Source organism: Corallincola holothuriorum (assembly GCF_003336225.1).
GTDB classification, from domain to species: Bacteria; Pseudomonadota; Gammaproteobacteria; order Enterobacterales; family Neiellaceae; genus Corallincola; species Corallincola holothuriorum.
In genome coordinates this window covers 287,710-312,356 of the sequence record NZ_QPID01000003.1, presented here as the reverse complement: position 1 = coordinate 312,356, position 24,647 = coordinate 287,710, and the positions used below count along the sequence as shown (strand labels likewise).

Sequence of the window (24,647 nt, the reverse complement as noted above, 5' to 3'; positions counted from 1 at the left end):
CTGCTCCGTTAATTAAGTTCGCCAGCCAGCAGATAGTTAAGGCGAACAATCATCTTGAGACGTTCAACCTGGATCTGCAGAGCTTCAATTTTGGTATTTAATTCAGCGATATGCGCGCGCATAACCTCGGCAAAATCGCCGACATCATTGGTGTAAGCGCTTAAGGACGATTCACTCTGTTGGTGCACCTGAGGTAATAACACCTCCTGATAACGATCATCGCGCTGATTCAAGCGTTCGATCCGCGCCAATGTGGATCCCACCTCCGCACGCAGTTTTCTCAGTATCAACAGACGTTCAGTTTCAATGGCTTCGGCGCGATAGATTGCCGAAGATACCTTCTTATCCTGTCGATTATCAGTGAACAGCGGCAGGTCAAAGGTCACGCCAACCGATATAAAGTCAGAACGATTACTACCATCCGGCGCATCTTGCCTGTAGCCATAGTTTGTGTTCAGTCCCCACTCGGGTTTGTAACCCTGCTTGGAAATATCCACGTCGGTTTGGGCGATATCGATCTGTTGCCTTATCGCCAGTACGGATGGATGCTTTGCCAGTATTCCAGACAAACTTAACCAGTCACCGGGACGTACGTGAGCCAAAGGTAGAATGGCGGGGAGGTCGCCGGACAAAGGTTGAACAGCAACCTGCTGTGGTAGCCACTCCATCAATGACTGCCAGTTGCCATCGTACTGTTGCCACTGTTTGTCCAGCCGCTCATCCAGACGACCCAACTCAAGTTCCGCCCGGATAATATCGGCCTGTCGGGTTCGGTCCAGCCCGGCACCGTAAGACACTTCGGTGACCTGCACTAACTGTTCAAACGGAGTGCGGCTAGCTTCGATAAGCGCAATAGTTTGCTGCGACAGATAGACATCCAAAAAAAGTTGGCTGACGGTCATGGCGACCTGCGCTTCCCTTACTTTTCCCTGATACCCCGTCAGCTCAGCCTGCTTGCGACCTTTAAGTTGTTTGAGCTCGAGGGTGTCGCCACGGGGGAATATCTGCGATACCCCCACTTTCAACTGTGTCATAGCTTCCTGATCCAGATCGAAAGAATCAACCGGAACATTGGCTGCCGACAGTGTTATTTTCGGATCAGGCAATTGGCCTGCTGCCACGCCCTCGGCAAGAACCACCTGCTTGCGTAACTCATTGCCCTGCTGCCAAATATCTTCACTAAGGGCAGCTCTTACTACTTGATTAAGTGTTAGTTGGCCCGAGTCTTGCGCTCTTATTGGGACGGAAAGCACCAGCCCGGAGAGCACGCCAGAGAAGACCAATATCGACTTTATGGCACGGGCCGTTATGACAGACAGGTTTTCGCTTACTTGTCTGCGTATATTTGCAAATATGACCATTGCAAATCTCCAATTTTTAGATAGTAGGATAGGTATATACGTGCCGCTCCGTTACTGAATTCGGGGCAGCAGAAATGAGAGGCCAGCAGGGCTTAATTCAGCAGGCGCAGGGTCGTCAGGAAAACCGGAGGGTAACTAGTTAGTGGTGGTGCTTGTGCCGGTTGATAACAACCGAGGCTGATAAGCCTTAACATGATAGGAAACAGCTGTATACCGACGGCGATAGCCAAGGCAGCAAGGGAGACTAGCTGCCAGCCGGAATAGCTGAGCAGATTCGCCATTTCGTGCTCGCCATCGCCTTCCGCGCTACAGCACTGCATCACATGCTGAGCGTGTGATGCGGCAACGTGCTCTTGCATACTTTGATGCTGCATCGGGCTGCCCACTTCAGGCTGTGAAGCGTGTTCAAATCCCATTGGTGCCAGCTCTGAGCAAACCACACCTACGCAGAATACAAACCACACCAGCATCAAAGATGCGGTGTGGGTCGCGTATTTCTGCAAGCGGTGCATGGAAAGCAAAGCTGCCTACCTTAGGATCTTATTTGAGAGTTAATTTGAGTGAAGTCTAGACCCTCCCTTAAGGGGAAGGTCAAAGCATTTTTTGCAAAAAAGGGGGACAATGTGAACTGTGGCGCTCATTTGCTCAACTGTTCAAGGATCTCACAGGATGGCGTTTCATTATTAGCGCAGCAGTCTGCTAACTTGCTAAGCTGTTCCCGGATCATGGTCAGTCCTAGAATTTTGTCATCTATTTCGGTGATTTTCTTTTCCACCAACTCATGCACATCGGCGCTGTACCGATCCGGATTGTTAAACAGATTAAGCAGTTCCTTGCACTCTTTTACCGAGAAGTCGCTCTTACGCGCACGGCTGATCAAGCGCAATGTTGGTAGGAGGCTTTCGCTGTATTCCCGATAGCCGTTGTCGCCCCGAGCAGGTTCCGGTATTAAACCCGCACTCTCATAGTATCTAACCGACTTTACTGTCAATCCGGCAGCATCGGCAATTTCAGAAATCTTCATATTTGTCCCACCCGCTGCTGGCGTCGCTCACAAAAAGACAAGAGTGACCCTCTTTATAAAAACAACCTTGACCTTACTGTAAGGGTAAGGTCTATAGTCACATTATGCAAGTTTAACGAGGAGAGGTCCTGATGAGGTGGTTGACGGCAGTTCTGGTACTGATTGTTGTGGCACTGTTGTGGTCATTCGGACTAGTACAACTTGCTGCGGCGGTCTTGCTCTTCGGGGGTTTTGTACTGGCGTTGGCCAGACAGATCCGATCTCCCAGTCGGTGTTGCAGTAGCGCCAAAACCACCAGCTGCGGGCCTGGGAGGAAGCAAAATACCGACACTGGAGTGCAACATGAATCCAGAAATTAATTCTCCAAACGCGAGTAGCCCAGTGAAGGCGAGGACGGACCCTATTCACGAACTAATTATCGAAGGTGCCGGATGCGCCAGTTGTGTGGGCAAAATTGAGAAGGCTTTGAAGCAGGTGCGTGGCGTTGAAAATGCCGATATGAACTTTGCGCAACGTACGGTAACAGTCACGGGGAATGCAGACACTGCAGGGCTGATCGCAGCCGTCGAGGGTGCGGGATACAACGCCAGGCAGCTGGGCGGTGGCGCTAATGACGACGAGTTGGAGCAGAAAGAGAAAGCCGATTGGGCTTATTACAAGCGCCTGATGCGGGAGATGGCCATCGCTTTGTCACTCGGGATCCCCTTGATGATTTACAGCCTGGTTGTGGGCGAGATGACGGTCGCTACCACCGTTGAACGACTTGTTTGGTTAGTGGTTGGTTTGCTCACACTTGGGGTTATGGTTTTTTCCGGAAAGCACTTTTATATCGGCGCCTGGAAATCGCTGAAAAATCACAGTGCCAATATGGATACCCTGATCGCGCTGGGAACCGGCGCTGCCTGGCTCTATTCCATGGTGGTGATAATGGCACCTTCGTTATTGCCGGAGATGGCGCGGCATGTTTACTTCGAAGCCACCGCGATGATCATCGGCCTGATCAATCTAGGGTTGGCATTGGAGCTGAAGGCCCGGGGTCGCACGTCTGCGGCGATCAAGCGCCTGGTTGGTCTGCAGGCGAAAACCGCCCGTGTGGTCCGAGATGGACACGAGCTGGATATAGCTATAGAGCAGGTGCTTAAAGATGATGTAGTCAGGGTTCGACCCGGTGAAAAGCTGCCTGTCGATGGCGAAGTGCTGGAAGGACACAGTGCCATCGACGAATCCATGTTGACCGGTGAACCGATGCCAGTTGAGAAAGCCAGGGGGGATGAGGTGGCGGCCGGCACCTTGAACAAAAACGGTACCCTGTTATTTCGTGCCACCCGGGTAGGCAAAGATACCGCGCTGGCTCAGATCATTAACATGGTCAAACGGGCGCAAAACTCCAAGCCGCCAATTGGCCGCTTGGCCGATGTGATCTCAGCTTACTTTGTTCCGGCTATCATGATCATCGCTGTTTTGAGTGCACTGGCCTGGCTGAATTTTGGCCCTGCCCCGGCGGTTGCATTCGCTGTCGTCTCTGCCACCACGGTGCTGATCATAGCCTGCCCCTGCGCGTTGGGATTGGCAACACCGATGTCAGTCATGGTTGGTGTAGGCAAGGCCGCCGAGGCAGGTGTGTTGATCCGCAATGGCGAAGCCCTGCAGACGGCATCCAAGATCACTGCGATGGTGCTGGATAAAACGGGCACTATCACCCAGGGAAGCCCCAAAGTCACAGATATCATTGTGCTGGAACAGGAAGCTGACGCGCCGGAAGAATCTGCCATATTACGCTGGGCAGCCAGTTTAGAAGCTGGTTCTGAGCACCCCTTGGCCCTGGCGATTGTAGACTCTGCCAAATCCCGCGGACTTTCGCTGGATAAGGTGACAGGCTTCAATGCCATCGCCGGGCATGGCATCGAAGGCAGAGTTGGTAAGCGTGCGTTGCTATTTGGCAATGATAAGTTGATGGCACAGCGCGATATCGATATCCAGCCTCACATCGGAACGATTCAGGCATTGGCAGCAGAAGCCAAAACTCCGATGTACCTGGCGGTTAATCAGAAATTGTTGGCGATTATTGCGGTTTCAGATCCACTCAAGCCGGATTCAGTCACCGCGATCAACAGGCTGAAGCAAGCCGGGGTCCGGGTAGTAATGTTGACCGGTGACAACCAGGCAACCGCGAGAGCTGTGGCTGCACGGGCCGGGATCAGTGAATTTGTTGCTGAAGTACTGCCACAAGACAAAGCCAACAAGGTGATCGAACTACAGCAGCAGGGCGAGATCGTCGGCATGACCGGCGATGGGATCAATGACGCACCGGCACTGGCTCAATCCAACGTGGGATTTGCTATCGGCACCGGCACAGATGTGGCGATAGAAAGCGCCGATATAACCCTGATGCGGGGCTCGCTGCATGGACTGGCGGATGCTATTGAGGTAAGCAAGGCTACCTTGCGCAATGTTAAGCAAAACCTGTTGGGCGCCTTTATCTATAACGCGGCCGGCGTGCCAATCGCTGCCGGTGTGCTTTATCCCCTGTTTGGTTTGCTGCTCAGCCCGGTAATTGCAGGCGCGGCGATGGCCCTTTCCTCGGTCACCGTGGTGACCAATGCTAACCGTTTGCGGTTTTTTAAACCGCAGGTATCGAACTACCAATCAGAGGAGGTCTGAGCATGCTGCTGGTTAACCTATTTGGCCTTGCCCTGATTGGCCTGATCATCTGGTGGTTCTGGCTGTACCGGCCAGAGCAAGTGGATGCTGATTCGACAGCGATCACCGTGCGGGTGGAACATGGTGTTTATCAGCCGGCGCATATTCATCTCCCCCCGGATCAGTCATCTGTACTCAGCTTCGAACGTGTGGACGAGTCTCCCTGTGCCGAAATGGTGCTGTTCCCGGAGCTGGAGATCTCCGAAAGCCTGCCTGTGAACCGGGTGAAGACCATTCGGATCCCGCCACTGAAATCAGGTGAATACGAATTTCACTGCCAGATGCAGATGTACCGCGGCAAGTTAATCGTTTCGGATTAACCAAGCAGCGGTGGTTTGGACTGCATTTGGTCTTTAATAATCGAGTAAGAGTTGGGAGGGCATATGAAGATCAACGCGATGAAACTTGGGCTGGCAGCGGCTCTGGATCCTCCGTATTTACTATGAGTATTTCGGCTAATTCATTGATAGAGCTAGTGTCCAGTGAACATAGAAAAATCCTCGGTAGGGGAAAAGTAAGGCAAAACCAGCAGAACCCTTTCCAGCCTTTATTGATTTTCCAGAGAGGATTTATCAAGTTACCCTTATGACCGCTACTGGCACTGTTCACCCAGTCGACGGCACAAGAAATCTTCGGAATTAATTCCATAACTGATCCGGGCGAATAGCGTTCATTCTGGTCTACAAGGCTTTGGATAGAGCCGTTCTATACGATTGACTAATTCAGTAATTAAAGAATTAATTCTGGTACGGAAAATCCATTTGATTACGAATCTCCGACCATCCATCGAGCTATCAAATGTTAAGTAAGCAAGATCCTTATTAGCAGTCACAATCAACCTTGGCTTTACAACCACCGTCTGACGTCTCTAATGTAGTCAAGATACATTAGCCCAAACTTGCTTTTCAGCAGGCGTTCTTCGGATAAAATTTGAAACCGAGTGATATATGTGGAGAACCCATACACAAGCACTAATGCAATAAAGCTGCCGAGGTATAACCCCCATCCCGTTAAACACAGTGCCATACCCAAATACATCGGATTGCGTGTAAATCTATAGATGCCAGAGGTAACCAATTGGCTAGAGGCATCTGGGGTTCGCGGGTCGATCGTTGTCTGGTGGCTTCTAAACACCTGTACGCCACGAAAAATGACAATCAATCCCGCCAAAACACAAAACCATCCTGCTATTTTAATTTCTAGTACATCATACGATAGCTGACCTGTTGCCTTCGCAGCCAAAAACATAAAGCTGGCTGTCGATAACATCACAATGATTGGTGGAACCTTTAGCTCCAAACCAGTTAAATACGACATGCTGACACCTCTTCCTTTGCTACATTAGCTGAGCCCATGTTAAAACCTCTAGTCACTAGAGGTTCAAGCGCTATTTTTAACCAAGGTAAAAATGGAACGAAAAAAATCATCGGCATTAATGTCAATTGGCCAACTGTCCAAAATGACTAACGTAAAGGTGCCCACCATTCGTTACTATGAACAGCAACAGTTAATTATTGCGGCTTGTCGTTCTGAGGGGAATCAACGCCAGTACTCTGAACAAGAGTTCCAGAGGCTGACATTCATCAAACATGCAAGGGACTTGGGGTTTTCGCTAGATGACGTGCGACAGCTCATTTCACTTGATCACCAGCCTCATCGCTCATGTGAAAGCGCACACACAATTGCCGCTCAACATTTGAATTCTGTTCGCTCTCGTTTAACGCGTCTGAGGCGGCTAGAACATGAGCTCGAACGAGTTGTTTCGCTGACTGATAGTGGGATGAATGACCAGTGTTCCGTGATTAAAGCGCTTGCTGACCATTCGCAGTGTGAGGACGAACACTAGAGCTTAAGCAAATAGATTGCCTGCCGCTTCGAGATGAAACGGCAGGTCTCTCTATTATGACATCTCGCGTATCTTGCCTTGCGAGAACCAAGCAAACAGCACTGGCAATACAAAGAGTGTAAGTAGGGTTGCAGTGACTAAACCCCCGACAATAACCGTAGCCAGCGGCTTTTGGATCTCAGCACCAACCCCATTTGAAAGCAACATCGGGATGAGTCCCAAAGCAGAGGTCATCGCGGTCATTAATACAGGTCTAAGCCTTGAGAGCGCACCATCAAACACTGCACTTTCAATAGATAAACCGTCACTAATTCGTTGATTGATACTTTCAACCATCACCACCCCATTCAGCACCGCCACACCGAACAGTGTGATGAACCCGACGGAGCTAGGTACAGATAAGTACTGACCTGAAAGCCACAAGGAGAACACACCACCAATAACAGCCAGTGGCACATTGACGAGAATCAACATGGCTTGCCCCACCGAAGCAAACGTGAAGTACAACAGCAGTGCAATTAAACCAAGTGATAGTGGCACCACGAGAGACAAGCGCTGCTGTGCTCGCTGTTGGTTCTCATACTGACCTCCGATATCAATTGAGTAGCCGGTAGGTAACGTAACTTCTTTGGCGATAGTCTCTTGAATATCAGCTACCACACTGCCCATATCTCGACCATGGACATTGGCTTGTATCACTACCCGGCGCTGAACATCATCTCGGCGCACTTGGGGTGGACCAGACGCTACCGACACCTCTGCCACGTCACCCAATCGTACCCATGCGCCGGAAGGAGAGCGTAAACGAAGTTCGGCGATATGCTCTCTATCCTGGCGAAACGTTTCTGCTATCCGCACATAAATATCATATCGTTCATTACCGTTGATGATTTGTCCTGCATCCACGCCTCCAAGACCATCACTAACTAACGCCATCACATCCTCAACATCCAGCCCATATCGTGATAGCGCGCGGCGATTAGGTTTCACAACCAATTGAGATTCTCCTACGATTTGCTCCATGGCAACGTCACGAGTACCCGCAACTTCTTTAACTGCGGTTTCTATGGCTTGCCCTTTCTGTGCTAACACGGCCAGATCAGGACCAAAGAGTTTAATCGCGAGTTGTGCTTTTACCCCGGAGAGTAACTCGTCGACCCGAGTGGCAATTGGCTGAGAGAAGTTGAATAGAAGACCTGGGTGTTGCTCAAGCTTCTGTTCCATAAGGGCTTGCAGTTCATAGCGGTTGTCTGCACTTGTCCATTCAGTAACAGGCTTTAATCCAATATAAATCTCTATGTTATTAACAGGCTCAGGATCACCACCAATTTCGGCTCGGCCAATGCGAGACAAGGCATAAGTCACTTCAGGAAATTTCATCAAAATAGCTTCTAACTTGGGCGCAACCTCCAGCGCTGTATTCAGGCTTGATGATGGCGCTAATGTTACCCGCAGGTTGATAGTGCCCTCTTCAAGTTCTGGTACAAACTCCGTTCCCAAACGCGGGATAACAACGGCTGTCGCCACAACCAAGAAAACCGCCACACTGACGACAGCCCGACGGTGATTTAACCCCCAACGAAGGACAACTCTGTATGCGCGTTCAAGAGGTTGCAGCACGAAGCTTTGCCGCTCTCTCACACCATTTCTGAATAGATATGTCGCAAGCGAAGGCACAACCACCAGCGCAACGAACACTGCTGCCAACATGGCCAGCATGATGCTAACCGCCATGGGTTGAAAGAGCTTAGCCTCTACTCCCTCAAAGCTGAATAGTGGCATGAATACCACCAAGATAATTGCTGTCGCAAAGAAGATGGGGCGTGCCACTTCTCGACCAGCTTGCTGAAGTCTTAAAGCAATACCGGCTTTATTTTGATCGTTGCTAGTGACAACCTTGACCAAACTATCTGACCTGGAAGCTCTTTCTTCATCATGCTCCGCATCAGGGTGACTCAAGTGCTTAAACATGTTTTCTACCATTACCACTGAGCCATCTACCAGCATACCGATTGCAACGGCGATCCCACCTAGTGACATTAGGTTGGCCGAGATACCACACCAGGCCATCACCATTAATGCGATACCAATTGAGATGGGAATGGAGATCAGAACCAGCAATGTAGCCCTAAGATTCATCAGGAACAGTGCCAGTATCACCACAATAAGAATGAACGCCAGTAGCAGTGCATTTACTACCGTCTGTACAGCTTGAGAGATCAGATCGGCCTGGTCATAGAAAGCTTGAAAATGGACACCTTCAGGTAATGCCTGATTGATGCGCTCAACCCTGCTATTTATTCCGTCGATGGTCGCTTTGGTGTTTGCCCCCATACGCTTGAGAACGATCCCTGATACAACTTCGCCGAGAGATTCGATAGTTCCATCTTCAGCTTTGCGGGTCATTGTCACAGCGCCTTGCCGGATCTCTCCACCCAACATCACGTCAGCAACATTAGCCACTGTGACCGTCACACCTTCAATGGTTTTAACAGGTACTTGTTTAAGTTGCTCCAGTCCAAGCTCTCCTGAGGCGACCCAACCAGTTCCTCTTATCACGAGTTGTTCTTGGCCACGGTTCATGTACCAGCCACCGACATTGGTGTTATTTCGTTCGAGTGCAGCGATTACATCATCTTGTGAAAGCTCGTAAGCGAGCAGTAGCGAGGGATTCAAATTCACTTGATACTGGCGAACTTCGCCACCGAACGAGAGTACATCTGTCACCCCCTCAGCCGGAATAAGAAGCAGTTTTACTACCCAGTCGTTAAGGCTGCGTAGCGCCATGGCATCAAGTCCAGAGTCTGGCTCAGCCACCAATAAGTACTGATAGACCTGCCCCAAACCGGAGGTATTCGGTCCCATTTCAGGCGTACCCACACCCTCAGGAATTAGCTCTTTTGCGGCTTGCAGCCTTTCAAACACCAATTGTCGAGCAAAGTATATGTCGGTGCCTTCTTCAAATACGACAGTCACGCCAGACAGCCCTGTTTTTGAAATAGAACGCACCTCCTTTACATCGGGCAGCGCATACATAACCGCTTCAATCGGGTAAGTAATAAGTTGCTCTACTTCTTCCGCCGCCAACCCGGGAGCCTCGGTGTTCACTGAGACCTGAACATTCGTGACATCAGGGAATGCATCCAGATTTAACTTAGGGATCAAGAAGATAGTGCTGACGATAAGCACAGCAAGGGCGATAAGTACCAACAACCTGTTGGCCACAGCCCAATCAATGATTCGATTAAACATTGGGACTCCAGTCGTTTAGTGGTTGTGGGGATCAAAGCCGCCTTTGGCGATCTGTGAAGCAACAAAAAATGCACCCTTGGTAACCACCCGAGTGCCCGGCTTAATGCCAATAATTTCGCGTACTTGCCCGTAGGACTCTCCCAACTCTACTTCTTGAGGAAGAAACTTCCCTGGATGATCTTCGACAAAAACAGTCCAGTCTCCATGTGTATCTCGCATCAATGCGGATTCAGGCACTGCAATGACTGAATTTGGCGAGCGAAAACTGAAAAACACTTCAGCAAATTGACCAGGGTGAAGCTGATGAGAAACATTCTCTACGAGTAATCGCACAAGACGTGTTCGTGTGACAGGGTCTATCGTATGGCCTTCTTGGGATACAGTGGCTTCTAGCCGTATACCTGCACTCACCACTTCTGCTTTTGCTCCGGCATCTAAGGAAAGGGCTAGGTTGGGAGGTAGATGGGCTTCTACCCATAGCTGCTTTTCGTCGGCAATCAGAATGAGTGGTTCGCCCGCCTCAATACGCTGCCCTTGCTCAAATTTGTCAGCCAAAACTGAGCCATCGATTTCAGCCCGAAGGGTATACTCCCCTAATGATGGCGTGTTCTGCGCTTTCAAACTTTCTAAATCACTTCCCGATAGTCCATATGCCAACAAGGTTGCTTGCACTGCTTCAAGATTCGATTTTGCTTCAATGTACCGTTGAGCTCCGACAGTTTTCTTTCCTAACGACTTAACTCTTTGCCATTCAGGCCATGCGGTACGAAATTGAGATTGAGAGGCGGCGACACTTTCACTAAAAAGAGTGACAAGCGCCTGTCCTTTCTTCACATGTTCACCCAAAGCTACATGCCGGCTCAGAACCAAGGAGGGAACGCGGGGAGATACGCGATAGCTTGTGTAGCCATTTGTCAGTACTTCACCCGGCGCATAAAGCTGATAATCAATTTGCCTAGCCTTAAGCGGTTCGACAACTATGTTAGCCAGTGCCAATTGCTCCTGGCTCAGTATTGCAGCCCCTTCTGTGCCATGATCTTCATCTACAATGTCAGCCTCAAGCTCTGTTTCATGCTCATGCTTATCATCTTTTTCATGTATATGTTCATCATGCGCTTCGTGGTCATGTTCCTCATTATCATTTTCACCTGGCAGGTGGGGGGCTTGGTGTTTCTCGTGGCTCTCAGTTGGTGGAGATTCATTTGTGTGTTCATACTTTGTCTCAGATGCCGATAAAGCCGCTGAACTGAGCAAGCCTGCGATCAAAAAAGTGGTAAGTTTTATATTCATTAATATGGTCCTACGCTTAGTTCACAGGCTGGATGAGAGTGGTTAACTGACCGGACTGATAGAGTGCTTCTGTTAGTGCAAGCTGCGCTTGTTTTTCGAGCTCTATACCTGCGAGTAGGCTCTCGGTACGTTGGTTTAATGCCGATAAATAGTTAGGTGTTGAGAGGTCTCCACTTTGCCATTGGCGCTCTAACAGCTTTTCACTGTTCTCAACGCGATTGGCCAAAAGGTCTTCCCATGCCTTGAGGTGGTACTCGTAACGTTTCCAACTAGCCCGCGCGGCATCCCAGTCGACACGTTGTTTTTGAAAAGTCGCTATCCACGTTGCCTCTGCTTCAAGTTCAAGGCTCTGGGCTAAACGGGTCTCTGCAGTGAAGTCATTTCGGACATGAAGCGGAACCGAGACCGTCAGTCCGACCAAGCTGTCGCCGCCGTCACGACCGGCATTTATCCCAAATGTAGGATCAGCTTTGGCAGCTCTGCGAGCGGATTCAGTGTTCTCTTTTAGAGAACGCCAAGCGGCTTCTGTGCTAGCAACCAACGGGTGGAGCCTTAGCCGTTCATCGTTGGACACGGGAATAGTTGATGGCCAAAACGACTCAGGAAGCCCGCCCCTTGATTTTGTCCATTTTGGTAGTAGTTCTCGAAGCCGAACTTCAGCTTGTAACAAGCTAGACTCTACCTCTGCGACTTGCGTGATTTGCTGTGATAACGATAAAAATGTCAGCTCAGCATCAACAGTCCCTAGGTCACCAGACTTTTGTCGAGTGTCGAGCAGTTCAAGCATCGAATAGAATTGTGCTTGCTGCGCTTTAGCTATACGGGCTGCCAGATTAGCGCTATGCCATTGAACCAAGGCAGCAACAACCTCAGCCGTTTTATCGAGCACTTGCTGCTTATAGGTGTGCATGGCCGCCGTTTTTAAGTGTGCAGCTTGCTTAACATTTACTGTCCTTCTATCCCAAAGGTCTATGGTCTGCTGCAACCCCACTGCATAGTTGTTGTCGTCGCCGTTGCGATCTGCTCCAGCAGACAGTTCAGGGTTGTAGATAGGCTGCTTCATTGCATCTGCATTGGCATTGGTTCCCTGCCAGCGCTCCTTTGCTGCCCGCACGTCTGGGTGTTGACTAATTTGAATGGCTAACCAGTTGTTCCAATCGCTGCCTAGCGCCTGTGAATTAAGAAAGAGCGCGCACAGCACGCCGAGAGGAAAACACCGTATTGCGCCATAGAGGCGCCGAAAAAAAATATTTGTCATGGTTTCGACCAAACATTGAATATCGATAGATACACAGCGACTAATTGTCACTGCGAGCTCAAAGCAAATTGAAAGATCGAATTACGCTATCGGAGGGCGAAACAAAGAGATCGGGAGATATTTCGTTTGGCTGGGTAAAAAGCCTATTTCCTCGTCTACGATAAGCTGCAAGGAAATAGTTGGGTCAAGAACTACAAACGCAACAGAACTATGGCCGTGGCAATGACCACATTGATGGCAATCGTTCGGTGGTTGCTCGGAGTTTTCAACATAGGAGTGGGGGGCAGCGTGCCCATCTGACAACGCTTGATTTGAAACTTGTTGATGAGCATGGTTCGTTTGAAAGTGTTCTAAGCCTGATTGATGCGGTTTGTAAGCATAAGCTATAGCCACCCCTGATTGCAGAGCAATCAGTAGAGCAAGCAGTGATATAGAATACTTAAGAAGCACTAGGCTACAAATCCGTAAGCATCAAACAAGAGCCGTAAATCTATCAAAGCCATACCCCTTCGGCAAGCTAATCAGAGAATTAAAAGCACTCAGCTCGATCCCTCAATTAACTTCAGGCCTATGGCTGTTGCCCCTGAAACATAAAGACCAACACCCTGGGGCATACTATATAAAAAATACCTAATTCGAACCGAATACCTGGCAAGCTTTGCGGTAAAAACGAGTTCAACGAGCGAGCACTTTTAGCACACTCTGGTCCTTAAACAGCTAAGCAGCGGACATGTGGTATCGGCTGGTGAGTATGAATCTTTATTGCTCAACGCCGTTGTGCCGATACGCACGTTTTATGGTTCAGTGTGAAACTTTGTCTTTCAGCTCAGGCTCTGGGTAGCTGTTGGAAAGGGCTTACCGGCGAGGGCTGTCTGAGACTTCATTACTTTCCGACAGTCACATCAATTAAGCAGGCGATGACCGGATGGATTTCCCAGCCCTGAAGCGGCCATGGTAAACGCTGTCAGCTAAATGCCAGAGCTGTATACCAGTGCAACAAGGCCCTGATAATTTGGCAGATAAGTTATCGCAATCAAATAGCTCGGTCATGGAATGGAGAGTAAACAATTGATAGTCTGAAATACATGTTAATCAGGTTGCAGATAGTATGACTGCGGACACTTCAGAAACATTAGAGCATTCAGAGCTAGACTTTGGTCTTGAGGCTGCTACAACTCGATTAAAGCAAAGGGCTGAGCAAAGGAAGGGCTCGTTCAGGAAAATGTGTCAGGTTCGTATGCCTGAGTCGTTAACAGTGATGGCAGGTCCAGTGAAAAAGCCAGCCTCAAAGAAGTGAGTGGCGAAGTCTGTGAACTGTTCGGGGCTAATTCCCCAACGGTTAGTATGAAAAGAGTTGTGTATCGAGGTCGAGGTTGCCCGAAAACCTAATCATTACTAAGCAACTTTGTATGGATCTAATAAAATGATCAAACTTTATTGTATGACTTCTGCTATTGAATTCGTGATAGCCATCTTAAAATGATCAAACTATTGCTTGGTAAACCCAGCTAAAAAGACATGATGGCGCGTATTTTTGATCAAACTTTATTGTCCGCCGACACAGATGAACAGCCGGGCCATGCCCGGCTATTTTTTTGCCTAAAATAGCTGACAACCGCCTACGCTCGCTGGTTTCTCTTCTTGGTTTGGGAAGTCGACTCGGCGACGAGATCCGCGTGCAGGCTTCAGGGCCGGATGCCGAGGAGGCGATCATCCAACTAAGCCAAGCTATCCGCAATGGCCTTGGCGAAGCGTGTGGCAAAGCACAAAGTTGTGCAGCAACTAACGCAACTCCTCTACCAGAAGAACAACCACTTTTAGGCCAAACCAACGACGATCCGAATACGCTCAGTGGCGTAGCCGCATCGCCAGGCTTAGCCATTGGCCAAGTTTTTCAGTTGGTAGAAGAAACCTTTGAGTTTGCAGAGCAAGGCACTGACGTCACAACTGAACAACAGCAGTTAAGTGATGCGATAGAGAAAGCCAAGCAACAGCAGCAAACATTAAAAGCCGATGTCATCTCCCACGGTAGTAGCGAGCAAGCGGCAATCTTCGATGCGCACCGAGAACTGCTCAATGACCCAGAATTGACCTGCAAAGGCGCTCATAAACACGGTAAATGGGTAGGCGTGTGCGGCGGGATAGCATCCGACACCCAAGCCGTTCCCCTATTGATTGGCCTCGGCGTTGATGAGCTTTCAGTGAGCGTCCCCACCCTGCCAGCGATAAAAGCACAGGTGCGTGAGCGTTCGTTAAGTGATTGCCAATCACTGGCGCAACACGCACTCACACTGGAAACGGCGGCAGAGGTGAGAAACGCCAGCCCAGTGCGCTGAACCTATTTCGCGCCAGAACGCGCGCAACAATTGAAACGTCGCTGATACCAGTGGCGTTTTTTTGTTTTCACACCCAATAAGAATAGCGAATATGCCCTCTCTACGCTTGCGCAACATCATGCGCCAGCCAATACCCAACATGTATCCCACTCGGTTTTATGCGCATTAAAAAGAGACAATCCACACTTTAATGCGCATAAAAATGCGTAAAGTTGCTTTTTTATGCGCATTAAAGTGTAATAAATAGAGTAAAACATGCTCATGGGAAGACGATGCAGAGATTATTGCTCGAAAAACTACTGCTCTGGAAAGCCAAACCAGCGCGTAAACCCCTGCTGATTGATGGTGCCCGCCAGACAGGAAAAACCTACCTGCTGCAATCCCTGCTGGGAGATAGCTTCGAGCATGTCCTACGCGTTGACTTTCTTGAATCACCCGAAATGGCCGAGGCCTTTGCTGGTTCATTGACGCCAGAAGAGGTAATAGTCAACCTTGAGCTACTCACTGGCGAACAATTTAATCCCATCACAGACCTACTGATCCTCGATGAAATCGGCGAATGCCCACGTGCCGTCACGGCGCTCAAATACTTTGCCGAAAAAGCACCACAAATGTATGTGGCCGCCAGCGGCTCCAACATTGGGCTACTGAATGCTTTCCCGGTAGGCAAAGTCGAGCAACACAACCTGCGTCCACTTACCTTCCGCGAGTTTCTAATCGCCTCTGGTGAAACAACGCTTAGCAAAGCATTTGCAAGCCAAGCAAACTCAGCCGCCGCCCACAGTAAACTGTTCGACAAACTCACTGACTACTATTTTACCGGCGGCATGCCTGAAGCGGTGCGGATCTGGTTTGATATGAAAGAGCACAGCATTATTGAACGAGTGCAGGCCGTTTCAAACCTCCATAGCGATTTGGTTTCCGGTTACCAACGAGACTTTGGTAAATATTCCGGCAAAGTAGACGCAGGCTTGATCGAAGCCGTATTTAGCAATGTGCCATCGCAACTCTCTTCCGTCATCGACGAATCGGTGAAACGGTTTAAGTTCAAAGGGATCCATGAACGAAAATCACGCTACAGTGAGCTGGAAAGTGCCATCACATGGCTGGATAAATGCCGCTTAGTACTAAAAAATTACCCTATTGATGGCACACCACGAAACCCGCTCGCTGCATATCAAAAACAAAACATGGTTAAATTATTCATGTTTGATGTTGGGCTGCTTAACCATATGCTGGGTGTCAGCTACAGAGAAATCAAACAACAGGGCTATGAATATAAGGGATTCATCGCGGAAAGCTTCGTGCAGCAAGAGTTTGCAGCACAAGGTATCGACCCCACTTTCTCTTGGGGCGATGCCCGCGCAGAAATCGAATTCATCGTCGCGGATGACCAAGGCAACATCATCCCCATCGAGGTGAAAAGCGGCAAACGCACCAGAGCTAAATCCCTACAGTCCTACATCAACAAATGCGCGCCAAATAAAACAATAAAACTGACAGGAACACAGGGATCATCCCCAGTAGAACGGCACAACATTGTGTTGCCGCTCTACTACAGTGAATATGCTATTAGTCGGCATTTGAAGCGGTGATTTGATCTGGTATTTCTAGGCACCACGCTAAGCGAGTAAAATTGCCTAACGAGGTGAACAATGACATCTAAAACTACCCGCAAAACTTATACCGCCGAATCCAAAACCGATGCGATCAAAAGCCGAGGACAGTGACATCCATCCCTCAACAGCCCCAAATTATCTCCAGTGAGCAGGCTTCACACAACAGGCGTATGCGCGCATTAAGACGTGTATTAAGACGTGTATTAATAATACCTTATCGCTAATCCCAATTACGCTAACGGGAACATGTAATGCGCAAGGACTAAGCTTCCATCATCACGCGGCACGCTAACATGCATAGAGAGATAGCTACTGCGCCATCAAGGCATAGGTGATGTAAGAAATATAGGTGACCACCAGCAAGGCACCGACGGGCTTGCCTAGTGGACGCCCTTTCAGAGCCAGTCCCAGCACAAACAACAATGCTGTCACCGCGAAGTTAATCAAAATGACATTGTTCAATGCCAGATCCAGCGGGATCGGCATGATTAACGAGGTGGCACCTAAGGTGAAAAATATATTAAAAATATTTGAGCCGAGGACATTCCCCATCACCATGCCAACATCTCTCCGACGGGCGGCAGCAATGCATGCAATTAACTCAGGAAATGAAGTACCGGGGCCGACAATGGCTAAACCGATCGCCTTATCTGAAAGGCCGATGGTGCGCGCCAGGCTGCTCGCACCTTCAACAATAAACTCACCGCCAAATACTAAGCCCGCCAATCCTAAAATGACGTAAATAGTTGCCTTTAGCATGGGGTGAGGAGATTTCTTTTCATCATCGCCGCCGCTGGTCATCCCTTGCTCTTCGGCAATCGCTTGGTGGGAAGCACCAGCACCAGTGACTGCGGCACCGTAGACATAGCGCATAAAGATGGCAAAAAACATCAGGAATAGCAGGCCACTCGAGGCAAACAGTTCGTGATACCGGATCTGGTCAATATAGATCTGGTTACCCGCAATGCCGACGGCGGCAGCAGACAATAGGCAGAGGAACAGATCTTTACTCGCCACATCCTTGGCAATGGCAAGTGGTGCAATTAACGCCACCACGCCGACAATGGCGCAGATATTAAACAGATTACTACCTAATACATTGCCGAAAGCTAGATCCGTATTGCCATTCAAGGCTGCATTAATATTCACCGTAAATTCAGGCATCGACGTGCCAAATGCAACAATGGTGCTGCCGATGACCAATGTGGGTATGTTAAAGCGCTTAGCGATGGCTGTACCACCATCCACCAGAAACTGAGCTCCGTAGACTGCCATTAAGATACCGGCAACTAATAAGACAATATCCATCAACTATGCTCCCTGATGTATGACATCAATAGTTATTTAGTCATTTTTTCATATAGTTAAAAAACTATAGCCATAAAACTAAGCGATAGGAAAGTATCACGCAGAATTGCAGAGCACGACCTAGAATAGAGCAAGAGCTAAAGCTTGTTACAGTCAGCGAATGCGACGGTTAACTAAATGGACTAAGCAAAGAAATATGCTTTTAAGTGCAAATACGAATCGCTATCATAAACCTGTTAATACCACTGCTTACCAGCCATCCAGAGCAATAGGAATACAAATGAACAAGGCACTATTGACCACCACGATCACCCTTTTTCTGCTCTTTTCTGGCTTAGCTCAAGCCGCTTCTAGCGAAGTGAATGTCTACTCCTCACGCAAAGAAGCCCTGGTCAAACCCTTACTCGATGAGTTCACTGCTGAAACCGGCATCAAAGTGAACCTGGTGACAGGCAAGGATGATGCGCTGATCACTCGCCTGCAAAAAGAGGGTAAACGCTCACCGGCAGATCTACTGATCACCGCAGACGCAGGCCGCTTGTATCGCGCCAAACAAGCCAACCTGCTGCAGGTCATCAACAGCGATGCAGTCAATAGCAACGTGCCAGCGCATTTGCGTGATGCAGAGAACTACTGGGTAGGGCTGACGATGCGTGCCCGCCCGATTTTCTATGTTAAAGAGAAGGTGCAAGCCAGTGAATTGTCGACCTATGAAGCATTAACTGCGTCGAAGTGGGCAGGTCGCATCTGTATCCGTTCCTCCAGTAATATCTATAACCAGTCCCTTATTGCTTCAGTGATTGCCGCAGACGGTGAAACCGCCGCCGAAGCGTTCGTGGCTGGCTTGGTAAAGAACTTCGCGCGCCCACCAGCGGGTGGCGACACCGACCAACTAAAAGCCGCGGCAGCAGGTATGTGTGACATCGCCATCGCCAACACCTATTACTTTGGACGCCTTGCTACCAGTAATAAAGCGCAAGATCAGCAGGTAGTGAATAAACTGGGTGTGTTCTGGCCCAACCAACAAGGTCGCGGCACCCATGTGAATGTCAGTGGTATCGGCATCACCCAAGCAGCCAAAAATGTACCGGCGGCAACCCAACTCATTGAGTTTATGCTCACCCAACAAGCACAGACCTGGTATGCCGAGGTTAATAATGAATATCCAGTGGTCACTGGCGTTGCTCCCTCAGCCACACTTACCAGTTGGGGTGAATTCAAGGCTGATGCCACCAACTTAACCAAGCTCGGTGAGCTCAATCGACGTGCTGTCGAGGTGATGGATCGCGCCGGTTGGAAGTAAGTGGTTTTTATTAGCAGTAGAGAGATAACTTGCTCAGACTTCGAGCCAACAGACTAACTTCTATCGCCTTGCTGGTGGCATTGCTGCTAGCCACGCCGATCCTGGTCGTGTTAGTACAAAGCACCCTTGGCACGGAAGAGGTATGGCGCCATCTGTGGGACACAGTACTGTTCGATTATGTCAGCAACTCTTTGTGGCTGGTGGTTGGCGTCGGCGTCTGTGTGTTACTGCTTGGTGTGCCCGCGGCATGGCTCGTCGCCTGTTGCGAATTTCCATTTCGGCGGCTGCTGACGGTTTTACTGCTGTTACCTATGGCGATGCCCGCCTACATCATCGCGTACACCTATACCGGTATTTTTGACTTTGCCGGGCCCGTTCAAACTCTGCTCCGCGATCTAAGCGGACTCGGGTATGGCGAATATTGGTTCTTCGAGATTCGCTCACGCCCCGGCGCCATCATGATGCTGGCGCTGGTCCTCTATCCTTACGTGTTTTTAATGAGCCGGGCCGCCTTTATATCGCAGCCCGGTAATATCTTAGATGCCAGCCGCAGCCTTGGCCTGTCGCCGATCCAGGGATTCTTTAAAGTGGCCCTGCCAATGGCGCGGCCAGCTATTGTCGCCGGTTTGTCTCTGGCACTGATGGAGACTTTGGCGGACTATGGCACGGTGGAGTATTTCGGTATTGCCACCTTTACCACCGGCATTTTTCGAACGTTTTACGGCTTTGGTGATACCGCCGCAGCAGCACAACTGGCGATGTTACTGCTCTCTTTTGTGCTGGTTCTGCTGGTAACTGAAAAGTATTCCCGGCGAAAAATTATCTATTTCAGCGCCGCCGAGCACACAACCAGCAACAACAGGCATGAGTTACGCGGTGGTTGGGGGGCACTTGCCACCCTCGCTTGCGCCATCCCATCGCTGTTTGGCTTTGTTCTACCTGCCGCCATGTTGCTCTACTGGAGTCTGGGCAGTGAAGAGCTGGCCAGCGCGGCGTTTCTGACGATCGCATGGAACTCTTTTTCCCTCGCGGGTATGGCCGCACTGATCTCGGTGCTACTGGCGCTGATCATGGCTTACGCCCTGCGGATCCATAAAAATACCGTCACTCGAGCCGCGGTGCAGTTCGTTTCAATGGGCTACGCCCTACCCGGTACTATTATCGCCATTGGCGTGCTGGTGGCCTTAACCTGGGTTGACCATCAACTGGTGGCAAGGGTCGAAACCGCACTGAATCACGCCGGTGCCGATATCGATTTTGGCTTGCTGTTCTCCGGTACTCTGGTGGCGTTGCTATTTGCCTATACCGTACGCTTTTTGGCGATCTCGCTGGGCGCCGTACAAAGCGGCCTGCAAGCAATTAAGCCTAGCCTCGACCAATCCGCGCGAACGCTGGGGCATACGCCGGTGCAGGTGCTGAAAAAAGTACACTTACCTTTGCTGAAAGGCAGCGTACTCACCGCCCTATTAATTGTGTTTGTTGATGTTTTGAAAGAGTTACCAGCAACCTTGATGTTGCGGCCTTTCAATTTCAATACCTTGGCGGTACGCGCCTATGAACTGGCGTCAGACGAACGCTTGGTCGATGCCGCGCCAGCATCCTTGATGATTGTGCTGGTGGGACTACTGCCCGTGCTACTGTTAAACCGTTCTATTGCGAAGAGTCATTAGTATGCCTTGTTCAGCGACACCGTCAGCACCCGTATCAGGTTATGTCGCCGCTTCGACTGCGCAGCCGGTGCAGCTAGATCTGCAACAATTGAGCGTCAACTACGGTGATGTTAGCGCCGTAAAGTCGGTCAATTTACAGCTGCACCAAGGGGAAATCGGCTGCTTGTTGGGCCCCAGTGGTTGTGGCAAATCCACTTTGTTACGCACCATCGCTGGCTTTGAAACCCTGCAACAGGGGCGCATTACGATGCACGGCGTGCAACTGGCTGAGCCACAACATCAGCTCCCCCCAGAGCAACGCAAGATCGGCATGGTGTTTCAGGATATTGCGCTGTTCCCTCACCTGACAGTGGCACAAAACATCGCTTTCGGATTACGCCAGCAGACCAAGCAACAGATCCAACAGCGGGTCTCCGAACTGCTCAAACTGATCGGTTTGCCGGATACCGAAGAGCGCTATCCCAGTTCATTGTCTGGCGGGCAACAACAGCGGGTGGCCTTGGCCAGAGCGCTGGCTCCTAAACCGGATCTGCTGCTGCTGGATGAGCCATTTTCAGGATTAGATGCGACACTGAAAGAGACGCTGGTGCCGGAAGTTAGACAGATACTGCAAAAAGAGAATATCACCGCGCTGATGGTGACCCACGATCAGATGGAAGCCTTTGCCATCGCCGATCGCGTGGCCATTATGCAGCAGGGAGAAATCCACCAGTTTGATACGCCATACGAGATCTACCATGCACCGAAAACCCGCTTTGTGGCCGACTTCATCGGTCAGGGGCATTTTGTTCCGGCATTGGCGTTTAATCACTGCGAGATCAAAACCAACTTCGTCAATGCATCACTGCAATTTGAACATGGCTTCGACGTTGAGACCCCAATAGAGCTACTGATCCGTCCTGATGATCTGGAACATGACGACGACAGTGAGCTCACCGGCACCATCATCAGTAAACAGTTCCGTGGCACCTCCTTCCAGTACGAAATTGAACTGCCTTGCGGCGAACGGGCGCTATGTATCGCTTCAAGCCACCATGATCATGGAGTGGGAGAAGCGATAGGGATCCGGCTGGATCTGCAACACGTGATTTTCTTTGTTAAGGACAACCCCGGCGAGGACTGACTAACCCAGCTGGCTGGTGGCCTTAGCTAAATCCGTGATCCCTTGCCAATCACCGGCTTCAACCATGGCATTAGGGCAAACCCACGAACCACCCACACACACCACATTGTCGAGGGCTAGATAATCAGCCGCATTGGCCTCGCTGATGCCACCCGTTGGACAAAATTTGAGATTGCCAAACGGGCCGGCAAATGCTTTCAACATACCCACGCCACCGGCTTGCGCTGCGGGGAAGAACTTGAGCAAATTAAAGCCATACTGCTGCGCTCGCATCACTTCGCTGGGCGTACTGACACCGGGTATTAAAATGAAATTATTGGCAACGGCGGCCTCGGCTAACTGCTCAGTCAGCCCCGGTGATACCGCAAAATCAGCCCCTGCAGCTTGCACTTGCAGCAACTGTTCCGCGCTACACACAGTACCGGCACCTACCAGCGCATCCGGCACATCTTGTTTAATCGCCTTAATCGCATCGAGCGCACACGCTGTGCGCAGTGTCACTTCGAAAACATCGATGCCGCCCTTCGCCAGTGCCGTTGCCAACGGCACTGCGTCAGCTAAACGCTTAATGACCATGACCGGCAATACCGGATAGGTGCGTTCAATCAGTTGTTGCATCTTGTCCATGTCAGATCCTCATATCCCGTTGTAAACCTTTAGCTTATGCCAGTTTGTCTGGCTGAAAACCCAATTGACGTTGGATCGCCTGCGCCGCTTTCATGCAAGCAGTGATCGCCCGCTCTTGCGAAACACTGGGTTCATTCAGGTTGTCGCTGTAAGCACCCAAATAGGGCACGGTCAGTACCGCAAATGCTTCACCCTGTTCATTACAGATCGGAAAGCTGATGTTAAGAATGCCTTTGATCTGCATGCTTTCTCGTACCAAGCGGCGATCCCGACGAATACTCTCTAATTGCGGTGCTAGCTGTTGTCTTAATTTTGGGTTAACCGCCTGACTGTTCCATAGGCGCTGCTGCATCGAATCACCCGCTAAAGCCAGCAACAACCAGCCAGAGGTTGACTCAAACACATCCACTTGTGTCCCTAAACGTACAGTAAAGCCCATTTTTCCTGGGCTTTCCTGTCGCGCTGCGACCACTAAATTCTCTTCTTCGGGTACCACTAGATGGCACGATTGCACCAGCTCTTGGCTAAGTTGCTGCATCACCGGCAGCGCCATTGCACGCAGCCGGTCTTGCGGTGGGTAACGATGAGCCATTTGCCAAAGACGCATACTGAGTTGAATACCACCCGCGTCATCAATCCGCAGATAACCGCGGGCTTCGAGGATCGAAAGCATCCGAAAGATCTCGTTGATACTTCTTTCTAATTTTTCGGCAATTTGGTTCTTACTCAATGGCCCAGACTGCTGTGCCAGCAGCTCTAAAATGTCCAGCCCTTTCTCTAATGCGGGGGCCGTATAGGATGATTTTTCTGACTGTGGTTTTGTTGCCAAAACAAGACTCCCAAACTGATATAAAAACAGGCACAACGAAAACAGCTCAATACTTTAACGCAGGCATCATGGCGACGGGAACAATTGCGCCAAATTGTGAGATGACGCTGGCCGCCAGTATGTGGCCACAACGCGCAGCAGCCTCGCCACCAGCGCCCGTGAAACGGGCAGCAAGATAACCGGCATTAAATGAATCACCCGCTGCCGTAGTGTCTTGCACCTCAGCTGGCACGCTAGACACGGCAACACATAGGCCATCGGCCTGAACATGAGCCGGGGCTTGCCCACACTTAATTACCCCTTCACAGCCGTTGGGCAAAATAGCATCAGCCACGAGGTCTCGGCCGTGCAGTGCAGATTCGTCTTCCAGCGTCAGTAAGTTCAAACAAGCCATCTGCTTCGCTTGCTGCATCCAATGCATCGCGTGCTGATGATTGCGCCACAGCTCTGGTCGAAAATTACTGTCGAAAATGAGCCGCCCCTGCCTTTCAACAAAGCGTACCAATTCCGCCATCAGCTGCTCACGCCCTTGGTCATCGAGAATGGCGAGGGTAACACCGGTCAGATAGATGGCATCGTAGGGCTCTGACCACCCCGAAGGTAGGCGAGACAAATATTGTGATGCAGCGGAGCCTGCCCGTTGATAACGAAAGCTACGTTCACCGTTTTGGTCGAGATGGATCTGATAACGTCCGGTGGCTTGCTCAGACAACAGGGGGACACCGGAGCAATCCAGCCCCTCCTGTCGCCAAGACGTAAGCAGTTCGCGACTGCTGTCGCTGTCTCCTAATGCTGAAATAAAGCAAACCTGCTGCGCATCCCCGACCAATCGTTTTAAGTAGATGGCAAAGTTAATGGCATCGCCACCATAAACGGTCGCTGAATGATCGGCCGACGACTCCTCTAAACAGGCATGCGCACGCTGTTCCAGCATCGCCTCACCGACCACCGCCACCGACTTAACATCCTGCCAATGAAACTCATCGATAAGTGATGTTGATCTCGTTTTTTCAATTTTTAGGTTCACAATCAGTCAACCCTCTGCAATTTTATATACGAAATTATTTTTCACCAAAGAAAACAAGAGCGCAAGCTTTAGAT

The 24,647-nt window shown here is 50.1% G+C and carries 20 protein-coding genes; 9 read left to right on the top strand and 11 right to left on the bottom strand.

The features are described from left to right. Nucleotides 1–8: 8 nt before the first annotated feature. The 3 genes from DU002_RS06885 to DU002_RS06875 form a co-directional block, all read right to left on the bottom strand. A complete protein-coding gene (locus tag DU002_RS06885) occupies nucleotides 9–1,361 on the bottom strand; it encodes a TolC family protein (protein ID WP_114337635.1) in 1,353 nt (450 codons plus the stop codon). A 92-nt stretch (nucleotides 1,362–1,453) separates the two neighbouring features. Then, nucleotides 1,454–1,873, bottom strand: a complete 420-nt coding sequence (locus DU002_RS06880) for a hypothetical protein (protein ID WP_114337634.1) — start codon at nucleotides 1,871–1,873, stop codon at nucleotides 1,454–1,456. Between the two features lie 125 nt (nucleotides 1,874–1,998). Then, the gene (locus DU002_RS06875; protein WP_114337633.1) at nucleotides 1,999–2,385 is read right to left on the bottom strand and encodes a MerR family transcriptional regulator; all 387 of its coding nucleotides are present in this window, start codon (nucleotides 2,383–2,385) and stop codon (nucleotides 1,999–2,001) included. 342 nt (nucleotides 2,386–2,727) lie between these two features. Between DU002_RS06875 and DU002_RS06870 the strand changes: the two genes are divergently transcribed. Next, nucleotides 2,728–5,046, top strand: coding sequence for a heavy metal translocating P-type ATPase (locus tag DU002_RS06870; protein WP_114337632.1), 2,319 nt, complete (start codon nucleotides 2,728–2,730; stop codon nucleotides 5,044–5,046). Nucleotides 5,047–5,048: 2 nt separating this feature from the next. Next, nucleotides 5,049–5,405 (top strand): cupredoxin domain-containing protein, encoded by a 357-nt coding sequence (locus DU002_RS06865; RefSeq protein ID WP_114337631.1) that lies wholly within the window; start codon nucleotides 5,049–5,051, stop codon nucleotides 5,403–5,405. Between the two features lie 526 nt (nucleotides 5,406–5,931). On the opposite strand, the gene DU002_RS06860 is transcribed toward DU002_RS06865, so the two are convergent. Further along, nucleotides 5,932–6,402: a methyltransferase family protein gene (locus tag DU002_RS06860; RefSeq protein ID WP_114337630.1), complete on the bottom strand. Its 471-nt coding sequence runs from the start codon at nucleotides 6,400–6,402 to the stop codon at nucleotides 5,932–5,934. Between the two features lie 91 nt (nucleotides 6,403–6,493). Here DU002_RS06860 and DU002_RS19625 point away from each other — a divergent pair, with 91 nt between their 5' ends. Continuing rightward, complete coding sequence (locus DU002_RS19625) at nucleotides 6,494–6,931, top strand: MerR family transcriptional regulator (protein ID WP_114337629.1); 438 nt, start codon at nucleotides 6,494–6,496, stop codon at nucleotides 6,929–6,931. A 54-nt stretch (nucleotides 6,932–6,985) separates the two neighbouring features. Here DU002_RS19625 and DU002_RS06850 read toward each other — a convergent pair whose 3' ends face one another. The 3 genes from DU002_RS06850 to DU002_RS06840 are packed head-to-tail and all read right to left on the bottom strand — an operon-like array spanning nucleotide 6,986 to nucleotide 12,731. Continuing rightward, nucleotides 6,986–10,183: an efflux RND transporter permease subunit gene (locus tag DU002_RS06850; protein ID WP_114337628.1), complete on the bottom strand. Its 3,198-nt coding sequence runs from the start codon at nucleotides 10,181–10,183 to the stop codon at nucleotides 6,986–6,988. Between the two features lie 15 nt (nucleotides 10,184–10,198). After that, entirely contained in the window at nucleotides 10,199–11,473 is a 1,275-nt protein-coding gene (locus DU002_RS06845) for an efflux RND transporter periplasmic adaptor subunit (RefSeq protein WP_114337627.1), read from the bottom strand. A gap of 16 nt (nucleotides 11,474–11,489) precedes the next feature. Beyond that, a complete protein-coding gene (locus tag DU002_RS06840) occupies nucleotides 11,490–12,731 on the bottom strand; it encodes a TolC family protein (RefSeq protein WP_114337769.1) in 1,242 nt (413 codons plus the stop codon). Between the two features lie 179 nt (nucleotides 12,732–12,910). On the opposite strand from DU002_RS06840, the gene DU002_RS06835 reads away from it, so the two are divergent. From DU002_RS06835 to DU002_RS06820, 3 genes are all read left to right on the top strand, one after another. Next, on the top strand, nucleotides 12,911–13,120 hold the full coding sequence (locus DU002_RS06835; protein ID WP_114337626.1) for a hypothetical protein: 210 nt from the start codon (nucleotides 12,911–12,913) through the stop codon (nucleotides 13,118–13,120). Between the two features lie 1,206 nt (nucleotides 13,121–14,326). Continuing rightward, on the top strand, nucleotides 14,327–15,067 hold the full coding sequence (locus DU002_RS06825; RefSeq protein WP_199405185.1) for an HPr family phosphocarrier protein: 741 nt from the start codon (nucleotides 14,327–14,329) through the stop codon (nucleotides 15,065–15,067). Nucleotides 15,068–15,339: 272 nt separating this feature from the next. Further along, complete coding sequence (locus tag DU002_RS06820; protein WP_114337624.1) at nucleotides 15,340–16,662, top strand: ATP-binding protein; 1,323 nt, start codon at nucleotides 15,340–15,342, stop codon at nucleotides 16,660–16,662. Between the two features lie 333 nt (nucleotides 16,663–16,995). Here DU002_RS06820 and DU002_RS06815 read toward each other — a convergent pair whose 3' ends face one another. Then, nucleotides 16,996–17,994, bottom strand: coding sequence for a calcium/sodium antiporter (locus DU002_RS06815; RefSeq protein WP_114337623.1), 999 nt, complete (start codon nucleotides 17,992–17,994; stop codon nucleotides 16,996–16,998). Nucleotides 17,995–18,274: 280 nt separating this feature from the next. Between DU002_RS06815 and DU002_RS06810 the strand changes: the two genes are divergently transcribed. Genes DU002_RS06810 through DU002_RS06800 form a run of 3 tightly spaced genes read left to right on the top strand, consistent with a single transcriptional unit; the run spans nucleotide 18,275 to nucleotide 22,090 of the window. Continuing rightward, a complete protein-coding gene (locus DU002_RS06810; RefSeq protein WP_114337622.1) occupies nucleotides 18,275–19,297 on the top strand; it encodes a Fe(3+) ABC transporter substrate-binding protein in 1,023 nt (340 codons plus the stop codon). Nucleotides 19,298–19,326: 29 nt separating this feature from the next. After that, entirely contained in the window at nucleotides 19,327–20,967 is a 1,641-nt protein-coding gene (locus DU002_RS06805; RefSeq protein WP_199405184.1) for an ABC transporter permease, read from the top strand. A 1-nt stretch (nucleotide 20,968) separates the two neighbouring features. Further along, complete coding sequence (locus DU002_RS06800; protein WP_114337621.1) at nucleotides 20,969–22,090, top strand: ABC transporter ATP-binding protein; 1,122 nt, start codon at nucleotides 20,969–20,971, stop codon at nucleotides 22,088–22,090. On the opposite strand, the gene DU002_RS06795 is transcribed toward DU002_RS06800, so the two are convergent. The 3 genes from DU002_RS06795 to DU002_RS06785 are packed head-to-tail and all read right to left on the bottom strand — an operon-like array spanning nucleotide 22,091 to nucleotide 24,573. After that, entirely contained in the window at nucleotides 22,091–22,717 is a 627-nt protein-coding gene (locus DU002_RS06795; protein WP_114337620.1) for a bifunctional 4-hydroxy-2-oxoglutarate aldolase/2-dehydro-3-deoxy-phosphogluconate aldolase, read from the bottom strand. It lies immediately after the preceding gene. Nucleotides 22,718–22,751: 34 nt separating this feature from the next. Then, nucleotides 22,752–23,546, bottom strand: coding sequence for an IclR family transcriptional regulator (locus DU002_RS06790; RefSeq protein ID WP_147271797.1), 795 nt, complete (start codon nucleotides 23,544–23,546; stop codon nucleotides 22,752–22,754). 46 nt (nucleotides 23,547–23,592) lie between these two features. Beyond that, nucleotides 23,593–24,573 (bottom strand): sugar kinase, encoded by a 981-nt coding sequence (locus DU002_RS06785; RefSeq protein ID WP_114337618.1) that lies wholly within the window; start codon nucleotides 24,571–24,573, stop codon nucleotides 23,593–23,595. Between the last annotated feature and the right edge of the window lie 74 nt (nucleotides 24,574–24,647).